General features: G+C 71.6%; 13 protein-coding genes. 7 read left to right on the forward strand and 6 right to left on the reverse strand.

The window, feature by feature from the left end; all coding sequences use genetic code 11:
• Positions 1-91: 91 nt before the first annotated feature.
• From argC to Q8A52_RS24140, 5 genes are read left to right on the forward strand one after another with little or no spacing between them, the layout of a single operon-like run.
• Entirely contained in the window at positions 92-1,120 is a 1,029-nt protein-coding gene (argC, locus tag Q8A52_RS24120) for an N-acetyl-gamma-glutamyl-phosphate reductase (RefSeq protein WP_316755060.1), read from the forward strand.
• Positions 1,117-2,268 carry a bifunctional glutamate N-acetyltransferase/amino-acid acetyltransferase ArgJ gene (argJ, locus tag Q8A52_RS24125; protein ID WP_316755062.1) on the forward strand — a complete coding sequence of 384 codons (1,152 nt, stop codon included), beginning with the start codon at positions 1,117-1,119 and terminating at the stop codon, positions 2,266-2,268. The genes argC and argJ overlap by 4 nt, the downstream gene beginning before the upstream one ends.
• On the forward strand, positions 2,265-3,179 hold the full coding sequence (gene argB / locus Q8A52_RS24130; RefSeq protein WP_316755064.1) for an acetylglutamate kinase: 915 nt from the start codon (positions 2,265-2,267) through the stop codon (positions 3,177-3,179). Before argJ ends, argB begins: the two co-directional genes overlap by 4 nt.
• Complete coding sequence (locus Q8A52_RS24135) at positions 3,176-4,372, forward strand: acetylornithine transaminase (RefSeq protein ID WP_316755065.1); 1,197 nt, start codon at positions 3,176-3,178, stop codon at positions 4,370-4,372. The genes argB and Q8A52_RS24135 overlap by 4 nt, the downstream gene beginning before the upstream one ends.
• A 7-nt stretch (positions 4,373-4,379) precedes the next feature.
• Positions 4,380-4,919, forward strand: a complete 540-nt coding sequence (locus Q8A52_RS24140; protein ID WP_316755067.1) for an arginine repressor — start codon at positions 4,380-4,382, stop codon at positions 4,917-4,919.
• A 109-nt stretch (positions 4,920-5,028) separates the two neighbouring features.
• On the opposite strand, the gene Q8A52_RS24145 is transcribed toward Q8A52_RS24140, so the two are convergent.
• The 5 genes from Q8A52_RS24145 to Q8A52_RS24165 are packed head-to-tail and all read right to left on the reverse strand — an operon-like array spanning position 5,029 to position 9,961.
• Positions 5,029-5,769, reverse strand: a complete 741-nt coding sequence (locus Q8A52_RS24145; RefSeq protein ID WP_316755069.1) for an FAD:protein FMN transferase — start codon at positions 5,767-5,769, stop codon at positions 5,029-5,031.
• Between the two features lie 52 nt (positions 5,770-5,821).
• On the reverse strand, positions 5,822-6,616 hold the full coding sequence (locus tag Q8A52_RS24150; RefSeq protein ID WP_316755071.1) for an FMN-binding protein: 795 nt from the start codon (positions 6,614-6,616) through the stop codon (positions 5,822-5,824).
• A 60-nt stretch (positions 6,617-6,676) separates the two neighbouring features.
• Positions 6,677-8,059: a ferredoxin reductase family protein gene (locus Q8A52_RS24155; RefSeq protein WP_316755073.1), complete on the reverse strand. Its 1,383-nt coding sequence runs from the start codon at positions 8,057-8,059 to the stop codon at positions 6,677-6,679.
• A gap of 59 nt (positions 8,060-8,118) precedes the next feature.
• The gene (locus Q8A52_RS24160; RefSeq protein ID WP_316755075.1) at positions 8,119-8,601 is read right to left on the reverse strand and encodes an FMN-binding protein; all 483 of its coding nucleotides are present in this window, start codon (positions 8,599-8,601) and stop codon (positions 8,119-8,121) included.
• A gap of 7 nt (positions 8,602-8,608) precedes the next feature.
• On the reverse strand, positions 8,609-9,961 hold the full coding sequence (locus Q8A52_RS24165) for a ferredoxin reductase family protein (RefSeq protein WP_316755077.1): 1,353 nt from the start codon (positions 9,959-9,961) through the stop codon (positions 8,609-8,611).
• 169 nt (positions 9,962-10,130) lie between these two features.
• Here Q8A52_RS24165 and Q8A52_RS24170 point away from each other — a divergent pair, with 169 nt between their 5' ends.
• Together Q8A52_RS24170 and Q8A52_RS24175 are read left to right on the forward strand one after the other, a co-directional pair.
• Positions 10,131-10,871 carry a response regulator transcription factor gene (locus Q8A52_RS24170; RefSeq protein ID WP_316755256.1) on the forward strand — a complete coding sequence of 247 codons (741 nt, stop codon included), beginning with the start codon at positions 10,131-10,133 and terminating at the stop codon, positions 10,869-10,871.
• On the forward strand, positions 10,868-12,367 hold the full coding sequence (locus Q8A52_RS24175; RefSeq protein WP_316755078.1) for a sensor histidine kinase: 1,500 nt from the start codon (positions 10,868-10,870) through the stop codon (positions 12,365-12,367). The genes Q8A52_RS24170 and Q8A52_RS24175 overlap by 4 nt, the downstream gene beginning before the upstream one ends.
• Here Q8A52_RS24175 and Q8A52_RS24180 read toward each other — a convergent pair.
• The gene (locus Q8A52_RS24180) at positions 12,354-13,055 is read right to left on the reverse strand and encodes a L,D-transpeptidase family protein (RefSeq protein WP_316755080.1); all 702 of its coding nucleotides are present in this window, start codon (positions 13,053-13,055) and stop codon (positions 12,354-12,356) included. The genes Q8A52_RS24175 and Q8A52_RS24180 overlap by 14 nt on opposite strands.

Genomic DNA, 13,055 nt, shown 5'->3' on the forward strand with positions numbered 1-13,055 from the left:
GTTCCGGCGGCCTTCGTGATCTCGGGGCTGATCTCAGGATTGCATAAACGTGCAGCGAAACGTATAGTCATGCCATCCAGAGGAGGGTGACATGACGGTACGAGCGGCGGTGGCCGGAGCGAGCGGGTACGCGGGCGGAGAGGTCCTGCGGCTGCTCCTCGCGCACCCCGAGGTCGAGATCGGGGCCCTGACCGGCAACTCCAACGCGGGTCAGCGCCTCGGTGCCCTGCAGCCGCACCTCCTGCCGCTGGCCGACCGCGTGCTGGCGGAGACCACCCCCGAAGCCCTCGCCGGGCACGACGTCGTGTTCCTCGCCCTGCCGCACGGGCAGTCCGCCGCCGTCGCCGAGCAGCTCGGCCCGGATGTGATCGTCGTCGACATGGGCGCCGACTTCCGACTGGAGGATGCCGCCGACTGGGAGAAGTTCTACGGCTCCCCGCACGCCGGGACCTGGCCCTACGGCCTCCCCGAACTTCCGGGCGGCCGCGCTGCGCTGGAGGGGTCCAAGCGCATCGCGGTGCCCGGTTGCTACCCCACCGCCGTCTCCCTCGCCCTCTTCCCGGCCTATGCGGCAGGGCTCGCCGAGCCCGAGGCCGTGGTGGTCGCCGCCTCCGGCACCTCCGGCGCCGGCAAGGCGCCCAAGCCGCACCTGCTGGGAAGTGAGGTCATGGGTTCGATGTCGCCGTACGGCGTCGGGGGAGGGCACCGGCACACCCCCGAGATGATCCAGAACCTGAGCGCGGCCGCCGGGCAGAGGGTCTCCGTCTCCTTCACACCCACCCTCGCGCCCATGTCCCGGGGCATCCTCGCCACGTGCAGCGCGAAGGCCCGGGCCGGCGTCACCGCCGAGTCGGTCCGCGCCGCCTACGAGAAGGCCTTCGCGGACGAGCCCTTCGTCCACCTCCTGCCCGAGGGCCAGTGGCCCGCCACGGCGTCCGTCCACGGTTCCAACGCCGTTCAGGTGCAGGTCGCACACGACGAGGCCGCGGGCCGCATCATCGCGATCAGCGCCATCGACAACCTGACCAAGGGCACCGCGGGCGGTGCCGTCCAGAGCCTGAACATCGCCCTCGGACTCGACGAGACCACCGGGCTTTCCACGATCGGAGTCGCACCGTGAGCGTCACGGCAGCCAAGGGATTCACGGCGGCGGGCATCGCCGCCGGGATCAAGGAGAACGGCAACCCGGACCTGGCCCTCGTGGTCAACAACGGGCCCCGCCGTGCCGCCGCCGGTGTCTTCACCTCCAACCGTGTGAAGGCCGCGCCGGTGCTGTGGTCCGAGCAGGTGCTGAAGAGCGGCCAGGTCTCCGCCGTCGTCCTCAACTCCGGTGGCGCCAACGCCTGCACCGGACCGAAGGGCTTCCAGGACACCCACGCGACCGCCGAGAAGGCCGCCGAGGCCCTGGGGCGCGGGGCGATCGAGATCGCCGTCTGCTCCACCGGCCTCATCGGCGTCCTGCTCCCGATGGACAAGCTGCTCTCGGGCGTCGAGACGGCCGCGGCGGCCCTGAGCGAGCACGGCGGCGAGAAGGCCGCCATCGCCATCAAGACCACCGACACCGTCCACAAGACCGCGGTCGTGACCAGGGACGGCTGGACCGTCGGCGGCATGGCCAAGGGTGCGGGCATGCTCGCGCCGGGCCTCGCCACCATGCTGGTCGTCCTCACCACCGACGCCGACCTCGACAGTGAGGTCCTGGACCAGGCGCTGCGGGCCGCCACCAAGGTCACCTTCGACCGTGTCGACTCCGACGGCTGCATGTCCACCAACGACACCGTGCTGCTGCTCGCCTCGGGCTCGGCCGGGGTCACCCCCGGGTACGAGGAGTTCGCAAAGGCCGTACGGGCCGTGTGCGACGACCTCGGCCAGCAGCTCATCCGGGACGCCGAGGGCGCCAGCAAGGACATCAAGGTGGAGGTGATCAACGCCGCGACCGAGGACGACGCCGTCGAGGTGGGCCGCTCGATCGCCCGCAACAACCTCCTCAAGTGCGCCATCCACGGCGAGGACCCCAACTGGGGCCGCGTCCTGTCCGCCATCGGCACCACGAAGGCCGCCTTCGAGCCGGACCAGCTCAACGTCGCCATCAACGGCGTGTGGGTGTGCAAGAACGGCGGCGTCGGCGAGGACCGCGAGCTGGTCGACATGCGCTACCGCGAGGTGCACATCGTCGCCGACCTCGCCGCCGGCAGCGAGACCGCCACCATCTGGACCAACGACCTGACCGCCGACTACGTCCACGAGAACAGCGCCTACTCGTCATGAGCACCACGCGAAAGCACACCGCGCTGCCCAAGGCACAGACCCTCATCGAGGCGCTGCCCTGGCTGGTCCGGCACAACGGCAAGACCGTCGTGATCAAGTTCGGCGGCAACGCCATGATCGACGAGGAGCTGAAGGCCGCGTTCGCGCAGGACGTGGTGTTCCTGCACCACGCGGGCCTCAAGCCGGTCGTCGTGCACGGCGGCGGCCCGCAGATCAGCGCCGCCCTCGACCGGCACGGCATCGTCAGCGAGTTCAAGGCGGGCCTCAGGGTCACCACCGAGGACGCCATGGACGTCGTACGGATGGTGCTGGCCGGGCAGGTGCAGCGCGAGCTGGTCGGGCTGCTCAACCAGCACGGCCCGCTGGCCGTCGGGCTCACCGGCGAGGACGCGCACACCATCACCGCCACCAAGCACCAGCCCGAGATCGCGGGGGAGCTGGTCGACATCGGGAGGGTGGGCGAGATCACCGAGATCGACACGGGCGCGATCGAGGCCCTGCTCGCCGACGGCCGCATCCCGGTCGTCTCCTCCATCGCCCGCAGTCAGGACGACGGACATGTCTACAACGTCAATGCTGATACGGCGGCTGCGGCACTCGCTGCTGCACTGGGCGCCGAGACCCTCATGGTCCTCACCGACGTCGAGGGCCTCTACGAGGACTGGCCGAACTCCGACGAGGTGATCAGCCGCCTGACCGCCTCCCAGCTGGAGAAGCTTTTGCCGGAGCTGTCCTCCGGCATGGTGCCGAAGATGGAGGGCTGTCTGCACGCCGTGCGCAACGGCGTCAACACCGCCCGCGTCATCGACGGCCGGGTCCAGCACTCGATCCTGCTGGAGATCTTCACGGACGAGGGCATCGGCACGATGGTCGTGCCCGACGAGAAGCCGGACGAGCAGGGGGAATCATGAGCAACCAGGAACTGACCGCGCGGTGGCAGGGCGCGCTCATGAACAACTACGGCACTCCCCGGCTGCCTCTCGTGCGCGGCGCGGGCGCGAAGCTGTGGGACGCCGACGGCAAGGAGTACCTCGACTTCGTCGGCGGCATCGCGGTCAACGCGCTCGGCCACGCCCACCCGGCCGTCGTCGAGGCCGTCAGCAGGCAGATCGCCTCCCTCGGCCATGTGTCCAACCTCTTCATCGCCGAACCGCCCGTCGCCCTCGCGGAACGTCTCCTGGAGCGCTTCGACCGCGACGGCAAGGTCTTCTTCTGCAACTCCGGCGCCGAGGCCAACGAAGGTGCCTTCAAGATCGGCCGGCTGACCGGGCGCACCCACATGGTCGCCACCGAGGGCGGCTTCCACGGCCGCACGATGGGCGCCCTCGCGCTCACCGGCCAGCCCGGCAAGCAGGAGCCGTTCCTGCCGTTGCCCGGCGACGTCACGCATGTCCCCTACGGCGACGCCCAGGCCCTGGCGGCCGCGGTGACGGAGGAGACCGCCCTCGTGGTCATCGAGCCCATCCAGGGCGAGAACGGGGTCGTGGTGCCCCCGGCCGGCTATCTCAAGGCGGCCCGCGCCATCACGGCGGCCACCGGGTCCCTCCTCGTCCTCGACGAGGTGCAGACCGGCATCGGGCGGACCGGCAACTGGTTCGAGTACCAGGCGCACGAGGGCGTCCTGCCGGACGTCGTGACCCTGGCCAAGGGCCTGGGCGGCGGGCTGCCGCTCGGCGCCACCGTCGCCTTCGGCCGGGCCGCGGAGCTGCTTCGGCCGGGTCACCACGGCACGACCTTCGGCGGCAACCCGGTCGCATGCGCCGCCGGACTCGCCGTCCTCGACACCATCGCGAACGAGGAACTGCTCGAGAACGTCAAGCGGCAGGGCGAGAAGTTGCGGGACGGAATCGAGTCACTCGGCAACCCGTTGATCGACCATGTCCGGGGCGCGGGCCTCCTGCTGGGTATCGTGCTCACCGAGCCACTCGCGCCGCAGGTGCAGCAGGCGGCTCAGGAGGCCGGATTCCTGGTGAACGCGCCCGCCCCCGACGTCGTACGGATGATGCCACCGCTGAACCTCGGCGACGACGAGGCGGACGCCCTTCTCCGGGCGCTGCCCGGCATCCTCGAAGCAGCGAACGGGGACGGACGAGCCGGGGAATGAGACGACGATGAGCCAGGCGCAGGACCACGAGCAGACCGCGGGGCCTGCCGTGCCGCAGACCCGCACCGCACGCCACCGCCGGATCGTGGACATCCTCAACCGGCAACCGGTGCGCTCCCAGAGCCAGTTGGCGAAGCTCCTGGCCGACGACGGGCTGACCGTCACCCAGGCGACGCTCTCCCGGGATCTGGACGAGCTGAACGCGGTGAAGATCCGCAACACCGACGGCGACCTGATCTACGCGGTCCCGAGCGAGGGCGGCTTCCGCACGCCCCGCGCACCGCTGGGGGAGTCGGCGAAGGAGGAGCGGATGCGGCGGCTCTCCCAAGAGCTGCTGATCTCCGCGGAGGCCTCCGCCAATCTCGTGGTCCTGCGGACCCCTCCGGGTGCCGCGCAGTTTCTGGCCTCGGCCATCGACCAGGCCGAGCTGCACGACATCCTGGGGACGATCGCCGGCGACGACACGTTGCTGCTGATCAGCCGGGATCCGTCCGGGGGGCAGGCGCTGGCCGAACATCTGCTGCGGTTGGCTCAGAACGGCCACTGATCGCGGCCGCTCAGTGGGGCGGTGTCGGTGGTGTCCGACTGCGGGGCGTGGGGGCTGGTCGCGCAGTTCCCCGCGCCCCTGGGTTGGCTGCCCTTGCGCTTCCAGCCAGTCACCCCAGCCGCGTCGCCAAGCCCCCCGTACAGCGCACCTCGTCGCCCGCTGTGATCAGGAGGGCTTCCACGTCCGGGAGTGACTCCAGCCACGCCAGGCCCTCCCGTGAACCCATCGCGAACGCGGCCGTGGCCCAGCAGTCCGCCCAGGTCAGCCGCGGACCCACGACGGTGACCGCGACCAGGTCCGTGACCGCCGACTTCCCCGTCCGCGGATCCACGATGTGCGCGCCGCGTTCCGCCGTGCCGGACGTGGCGACCGCCAGCTCGGACACGCCTGCGGACGAGATCACCGCCGCCAGCCCACCGGGCCGCAGCGGATCCGACACCCCCACCCGCCACGGCCGCTGCGGGTCGGGCGCGCCGAACATCTGGACGTCCCCGCCGCCGTTCACGCTCACGCCGCTCACCCCGGCCGTTGCCGCGATCAGCCGTGCGCAGCGCTCCGCCGCCCAGCCCTTGACGATCCCGGTCGGATCGAACCGGCCCCGGTAGCGCATGCTGAACCAGCCGTCGCTCAGCCGCTCCGCCTCGGCGCCCAGCTCCACCACCTCCGCGACCTCGGGATCGCACTCGGCCACGGTCAGCTCGCCGCGGGCCAGCCGGGACACCTGACTGTCCTCGCGATAGGTGCTGAACACCTCGTCGACCCGGTGCAGCCCGGCGACCGCCTCGTCGAGGGCCGCCTGTACGGCATGTGGTTCCCCGCCGCGGACGTCGAAGGAGAAGACGGTCCCCATGACCTCCTCCGCCCGACGCACCGCGGCGGGAGCTTCTGACTCCGCCACGGCCTCAGCCACCGGCCTGGTCCAACGCGGACTGCAGCGACTGCTTGTAGCCGGTGCTCGTGTAGGTGGCGCCGGACACCGAGTCGATCGTCGCGTTCCCGGCCGCCACCGCCTCCTGGTTCAGCTTCGGCACCGCCTGTGCGGTCTTCTGGTCGCTGAGCCCGCCCTTGGGCGCCTGTACCGCCTCGGCCTTGGTGATCTTGCCGTTGCTGACGGTGATACGGACCTGGACCGGCCCGTACTGGGTCTGCGCGACCTGCCCGGTCACCGTCTTGGTGGCCTGCGCGGCGCCGCCCGACCCGGAGGACGAGCCCGCCGAGCCCGACGAACCGTTCGAGCCGCCGGCCGCCTTCATCCTGTCCAGTGCCGACTGCAGCGACTTCTTGTACCCGGTGCTCGTGTACGTAGCCCCGGACACCGAGTCGATCTGCGCGTTCTGCGCGGCCACGGCCTCCTGATTGAGCTTGGGCACGGCCAGTGCGGTCTTCTGGTCGCTCGTCCCGCCCTTGGGGGCCTGTACCGCCTCGGCCTTGGTGATCTTGCCGTTGGCGACGGTCAGCCGTACCTGGACGACCCCGTACTGGGTCTGGGCCGCATCACCGGTCACCGTGCCCGTACCGGCGGTCTGTGCCCCGCCCTGTGGCGACTCCTGCCCGGCCGCCGTCTGCTGCGGCGCCGCACCCGCCGCCGAGGCCGAGGCGGGGTCCGTCGACGGCTTCAGCGACAGCAGCAGTACGACACCGGAGACGGTGGCCGCGGTGGCCAGCACGACGCGCCGAATGGGGTGGCTCTTCCGCATCTCTTCTGAGCTCCTGATTTCCCGTCGAGTTCCCGTGGAGGTTCCGTGGTTTCCCGTCGCTCACATCTCGAACGACTCGTGATGGATGCGGCGGGCGGGGACCCCCGCGCCGCGCAGTGCTTCGTACACCTGCTGCGCGAACCCGGGCGGGCCGCACATGAAGACGTCGTGCCGGTCGATGTCCGGGATCTTCCGCTGGAGGCTCTCCGCGGAGATGTCCGGCCGCTCGCCCTCCGGGCTGTTCACGGCGTACATCAGCCGGGCACCGCGCTCATTGGCGATGACCGCCAGCTCGTCCCACAGGGCCAGGTCCTGGGTGGTGTTGGCCCGGTAGAGCAGGGTCAGGTCGCCGGCCGCGCCGGGCAGCGTCTCGAACAGGGCACGCATCGGTGTGATGCCGACGCCGCCCGCGACCAGCAGCACCTTGCCGCGGCTGCGGCGGGAGGCCGTCATGGCGCCGTACGGGCCCTCGGCCCACACCTTGGTGCCGGGGCGCAGCTCGCGCAGCCGGGCGCTGTGGTCGCCGATCGCCTTCACGGTGATCCGCAGCATGTCCGGACGCGGCGCCGCCGACAGCGAGTACGGGTGCGAGCTGAACCGCATGCCCGGCGCCAGGAACCGCCACCGGAAGAACTGCCCGGCCTCCGCGCCCATCCGGTGCAGCTTGCGGCCACCGATGAGCACCGACACGATGCCCGGCGTCTCCTCGATGACCGCCTCGACGCGCAGACGGTGACGCAGGTTCAGCCGGATCGGGGTGAGGATGCGGTACCAGAGCACCAGCGCGGTGACCGAGCCGTACAGCCCGTACCAGAAGGTCTTCGCGGTGGGTTCCAGGGCGAAGTCGTTGCCGGTGGTGATCTGGTGCCAGAACGTCAGGAACACCGCCGCGTAGGTGAACAGGTGCACGTGGTACCAGGCGTCGTACGGCAGTCTGCGGCGGACCACGCCGATCGAGGTCAGTCCGATGACCACGAACAGACCCGTGCCGATCGCGGCCTTGCCCATGTCCGGCAGCTGGGTGATGGAGTCGATGGTCTGCTGGACGATGTCGCCGAGCGACTTGCCCGCCTGGAGCGCATAGCCCCACATGGTCAGGAAGATGTGCGCGAAGACCAGGCAGAGCGTGTAGCGGCCGCTCATGGCGTGCCAGCGGGCCACCCGGTCGGAGCCGACACGCCGCTCCAGGGCGGGCACCCGGGCCATCTGGAGCACGACCAGCGCCATGAGGTAGCCGGCGAGCAGACCGGTGATCCGGCCCGCGTTCAGGATCTTGCCGTTGTTGTCGGCGATGGACGGCGTGTTGTGCCACCACAGCCACAGCACGGCCACTGCGCCCGCCCACACGGCGATCAGCAGCGGGACGGCCGGGGAGCGGCGCGGGCGGATGCGGCGCATCGTCTGGCGGCGGGCGGCACGTCCGCCTGCGAGCGTGGTGGTCACGGTTCCTCCGTGGGGACTTGACCCTTGGCCCACTTGTACGTGCCTCGACTCCGGTGTGTTCAGACTCCGGCCGAGTCCAAGGCGGACTGGAGCGACTGGCGGTAACCGTCGCTCGTGTACGTCGCTCCGGAGACGGTGTCGATGTCGGCGCTCTGCGCGGCCAGTGCCTCGCGCCGCAGCTGGGGGATGGCGTAGCCGTTGATCTCCTGGTCGCGCGGATTCTCCTGCGGGTACGTCACGGCGGTCACGTCGGTGAGCTTGCCGTTCTTCACCGTGACCCGCACCTGGACCGGGCCCCATCGGGTCTGGACCGAGTCGCCGGTGAGGGTCTTCGTGCCGGTGGCCGACTCGTTGCCGGAGCCGCCGGAGGACCCGCCGGCCGACGCGCTCGCACTGCTGGACGGCACGCGCGACCGCGTGCCCACCGCCAAGGCCGGGCTCGTGTGCGGCTTCAGCGACAGGAGCAGCACCATCCCGGAGACGGTGGCGGCGCTCGCCAGCACGATGCGGCGCAGGGGGCGGCTCTTCTTCAACGCGTGCACGGGGGCCTCACAGCTCGAACGACTCGTGGTGGATACGGCGGTCCGGCACACCGGCGGCGCGCAGCGCCCGGTACAGGTCCTGGGCGAAGCCGTGCGGACCGCAGAGGTACACGTCGTACTCGGACAGGCCGGGGAAGGTCGCGCGCAGGGCGTCGGCGGTGAGTCTCGGACGCTCCCCGTGCGCGCCGTTGAGGGCGTACAGCACCTTCGCCCCGCGCCGGCGCGCGATGGCCTCCAGCTCCCCGCCCAGGGCCAGGTCCTCGGCCGTGCGGGCCCGGTAGAGCAGTGTCACCTCGCCGGGCAGCGTCTCGAACAGCGCACGCAGCGGGGTGATCCCGACGCCTCCCGCGATCAGGAGGGACTTGTGCGCGGTTTGCCGGTCTGCGGTCAGGGAGCCGTACGGCCCCTCCGCCCACACCCGGGTGCCCGGCCGCAGCAGGGACACGGCCGCGCTGTGGTCGCCGAGCGCCTTGACCGTGATGCGCAGCAGATCGGCGCGGGGCGGCGCCGACAGGGAGTACGGCGTCGACGTCCAGCCCATGCCCTGCCCGAGGAACCGCCAGCGGAAGAACTGCCCCGGCCGCGCCCCCAGCTCCGCCGCCCGCCGCCCGCGCACGACGACCGAGTACACGCCCGGCGCCTCCCGGTGCACGGACTCCACCCGCAGCCGGTGGCGCAGATTGAGCCGCACCGGCACGAGGACCCGGAACCACACCACCAGGGCCGCGACGCCCAGGTACAGGGCGTACCAGGCCGCCGTGGCCACGGGCTTCCCGTTGAAGTCGTCGCCCAGCGCCAACTGGTGTCCGAAGGCGAGGAAGACGGCGGCATAGGTGAGCAGGTGGACGTAGTACCAGAACTCGTAGCCGGTCCGGCGGCGCACTGCCCGCACCGAGGTGACGCCGACGGCGAAGAGGATCACCGTGCCCGCGGTGGCCTTGAGCATCTGCGGATAGTCGAGGATCACCGTGACCGTCTCGTGGACGAGGGACGCGCCGTCCTGGGCGGCGTACCCGGCGGGGATCAGCACGATGTGCGCGACCAGCAGGCAGACCGTGTAGCGGCCCGCCATCGCGTGCCAGCGCGCCACCCGGTCCGAGCCGATCCGACGCTCCAGGAGCGGCACCCGCGCCATGAGCCCGACGAGCACCGCGCAGGAGTACCCGCACAGCAGCCCGGCGATCCGCCCGGCGCCGGTCAGCCGGCCCGCCGTACCGACGACCGAGCCGGTGTCCATCCACCACAGCGCCACCACGGCCGCCGCCCCGGCCCACAGCAGGGCGAGCAACGGGACCGCGGGGGAGCTGCGGGGAACAGGCGCCACGGCCGGCGCCGCCCGCCGCTCGTACAGGGTGGTCATGTGTGGGCCCTTTCTCCCGGGTGTTCCCGTCCGCCGTGCCACTGAGCTGCGCAAACCTCTGAGGGAGCTCTGAGCAGGTGCCTCTACGGGCCCCTCACAGGAAACTCAGAGCCGCGGGGCCACTCGGCGGCCGCCGGGAGGAGCGATGCTGGTAGGCGCGATGAACACGATGAACACGACCCGCTCCGGCCGGCCCGCCCTCACCCGGCCCGACGGCACCCCGCTGCGGGTCCTCGTCGTCGACGACGACCCGGACCTCGCCGAGGTGCTCACCGGCGCCCTGCGCTACGAGGGCTGGGAGGTGCGGGCGGCCGGCGACGGCGCGGGCGCGGTGACCGCGGCACGCGAGCTGCTGCCCGACGCGGTGGTCCTCGACGTGATGCTCCCCGACACCGACGGCTTCGCCGTGCTGCGCTCGCTGCACCAGGTGAAGCCGGACGTCTGTGTGCTCTTCCTCACCGCCCGGGACGCGGTCGAGGACCGGATCGCGGGGATCACCGCGGGCGGCGACGACTATGTCACCAAGCCGTTCAGCCTGGAGGAGGTCGTCGCCCGGCTGCGCGGACTGCTGCGACGGGCCGGCATGGCCCGGCAGCAGGAGGAGGGCCCGCCGTTGTCCGTCGGCGACCTGGTCATGGACGAGGAGGCCCGTGAGGTGACCCGGGCCGGCGAGCTGATCGAACTGTCCCCGACCGAGTTCGAGCTGCTGCGCTTGCTGATGCGCAATCCGCGCCGGGTGCTCAGCAAGGCGCAGATCCTCGACCGGGTGTGGTCGTACGACTTCGGCGGCCGCGCCCATGTCGTCGAGCTCTACATCTCGTATCTGCGCAAGAAGGTGGACGCGGGCCGCGAGCCCATGATCCACACCGTGCGCGGGGCCGGGTACGTGCTGAAGCCGGTGACCAGGTGAGATTCCTGCGGTGGCTACGGAGCCTGCCCCGGCCGCGCACCCTGCGGGCCCGGCTCACCGTGGGCCTGGTGGTGCTCCTTGCGGTGAGCTGCGCGGCCGTCGGGGTGGCCGCGGTGGTCGGGCTCAGCGGCTTCCTCACGCAGCGCCTCGACGAACAGCTCGCCCAGGTCGGCACCCGGTTCCCGGCGAGCCTGGAGCACAACGGCCGGCTGCCGGACGATCACGACGGGGACGAGCACGGCGACACCCGCAGACAGGCCACGGGCACCTTCGGCGCCCGTGTGGTGAAAGGCACGGTCACCAACAAGGGGCTGGTCCGTTCCGGGAACCTGGCCGTGGACCTGAACGTCGACCTGACCGACGCGGACCAGAGGAGGCTGGCGGCGGTACCGGTCGACGGCAGGGCCCACAGCGTCCACCTCTCCTCCCTGGACGACTACCGGGTCGTGGCGTCCCGGGGCCTCGACCGCGACGTGCTGATCGTCGGCCTGCCGCTGGAGCCGGTGGAGGCCACCGTGCACCGGCTGGAACTGGTCGCCGCGATCGTCTTCGGCCTGGCCCTGGCCGTCGCGGGCGTCACCGGAGCACTGTGGGTCCGATGGTCGCTGCGTCCGCTCAGCCGGGTCGCGGCGACCGCCACCCGGGTCAGCGAACTCCCGCTGGCCAGTGGCGAGGTGGCGTTGCCGCCCCGGGCCCCCGAGGCCGACCCGCGCGGCGAGGTGGGCCGGGTCGCCGCCGCCTTCAACCGCATGCTGGGCCATGTCGAGGACGCCCTGACCAAGCGGCATGCCAGTGAGGAGCGGCTGCGCAGCTTCGCCGCAGACGCCAGCCATGAGCTGCGCACCCCGGTCGCCTCGGTCCGCGGCCATGCGGAGCTCGCCCTGCTCCACCCCGGGCCCGTCCCGCCGGAGGTCACCCGGGCCCTGCAGCGGATCGCCGCCGAGTCCTCCCGTATGGGTGAGATGGTCGACGACCTGCTGCTTCTCGCCCGCCTGGACGCGGGGCGCCCGCTGGAGCGCCGTCCGGTCGACCTCACCCACCTGGTCCTGGACGCCGTCACGGACGCCAGTGCGGCCGGTCCCGACCACCGCTGGACGCTGGAGCTGCCGGAGGAGCCGGTGACGGTGACCGGCGACGCCCATCGTCTCCAGCAGGTGTTGGCCAACCTGTTGGCCAACGCGCGTCTGCACACACCTGTGGGCACGAAGGTGACGGTGTCCCTGGAGACGGAGGGCGACACGGACGGCAGGACGGCGGCCCTGAAGGTCCACGACGACGGTCCCGGCGTCCCCGAGGACGTCCGGCCGGGCGTCTTCGAACGCTTCACCCGAGCCGAGCACCGCCGCCGCACGGACGCCTCGGGCGGCGGAGCCGGGCTTGGCCTGTCGATCGTGGCGGCGGTGGTGGAGGCACACGGGGGGAGCGTGGGCCTGGAGAGCCGCCCCGGAGCGACGACCTTCACGGTGCGGTTGCCGGTGACGCTCAGTACCGGGTGATCGCCGTCGTCCCGGCCGCCGTTCCGATCGCGATGTGCGGACGCGCCTTCGGGTCGGCCCACTTCAGGATCCGCTGCATCGCGTCCGCCGGCACCGACACACAACCCGCCGTGGCCCCGCTGCCGTTGATGTGCAGGAAGATCCCGGCTCCCCGTCCGCGCACTGGATGCGCGTAGTTGAAGCCGATGACGAGGGCGTGGGCGTACTGACCGGCGTACGTGACCAGATGCTCGGACTCGGAGGCGCGGCAGTCGGACGGGAGGGGTTCGGTCCAGCGGTTGTACGAGCGCGACGCGTTGTCCTGGCACCACCACGAGTCCTGGTGCACCGGCCGGTAGGTGACGGACGTACCGCTCGGGGCCGCCTTGATGCCGAAGGCGAACGGCAGGTCGTACAGCCCCGTCGGTGTCGTGTACGTGCCCTGCTTGCGCGACGCCCCCTCGGCGAGGCCCTTCGCGCCGAAGCGGGCCGGCGCCGAACCGGCCTGCACCCACTGCCCGTCCCGCAGGCCCCACCAGGTGACCGTGCCCGACGTCGAGGCGGTGCTCGCCGCCTGAGCGGTGATCAGCTGGGTGCCGCCCCCGGTGTCCGCCATGAGGGCGGGCAGCGGGGGAGACGCACCGGCCGGAGCGGTGCCGAGCGTGAGGAGGGACAGGGAGGCTAGGGTGACCACGACACCGGGGCGCAT

Source organism: Streptomyces herbicida (assembly GCF_032656585.1).
GTDB lineage: Bacteria > Actinomycetota > Actinomycetes > Streptomycetales > Streptomycetaceae > Streptomyces > Streptomyces herbicida.

What these genes read in the sequence shown, in the direction of transcription:
- Q8A52_RS24135 (WP_316755065.1), top strand. Translation starts at nt 3,176, where the DNA reads ATGAGCAACCAGGAACTGACCGCGCGGTGGCAGGGCGCGCTCATGAAC.
- argC (WP_316755060.1), top strand. Translation starts at nt 92, where the DNA reads ATGACGGTACGAGCGGCGGTGGCCGGAGCGAGCGGGTACGCGGGCGGA.
- Q8A52_RS24140 (WP_316755067.1), top strand. Translation starts at nt 4,380, where the DNA reads ATGAGCCAGGCGCAGGACCACGAGCAGACCGCGGGGCCTGCCGTGCCG.
- Q8A52_RS24145 (WP_316755069.1), bottom strand. Translation starts at nt 5,769, where the DNA reads ATGGGGACCGTCTTCTCCTTCGACGTCCGCGGCGGGGAACCACATGCC.
- Q8A52_RS24170 (WP_316755256.1), top strand. Translation starts at nt 10,131, where the DNA reads ATGAACACGACCCGCTCCGGCCGGCCCGCCCTCACCCGGCCCGACGGC.
- Q8A52_RS24180 (WP_316755080.1), bottom strand. Translation starts at nt 13,055, where the DNA reads ATGCGCCCCGGTGTCGTGGTCACCCTAGCCTCCCTGTCCCTCCTCACG.
- Q8A52_RS24165 (WP_316755077.1), bottom strand. Translation starts at nt 9,961, where the DNA reads ATGACCACCCTGTACGAGCGGCGGGCGGCGCCGGCCGTGGCGCCTGTT.
- Q8A52_RS24150 (WP_316755071.1), bottom strand. Translation starts at nt 6,616, where the DNA reads ATGCGGAAGAGCCACCCCATTCGGCGCGTCGTGCTGGCCACCGCGGCC.
- argB (WP_316755064.1), top strand. Translation starts at nt 2,265, where the DNA reads ATGAGCACCACGCGAAAGCACACCGCGCTGCCCAAGGCACAGACCCTC.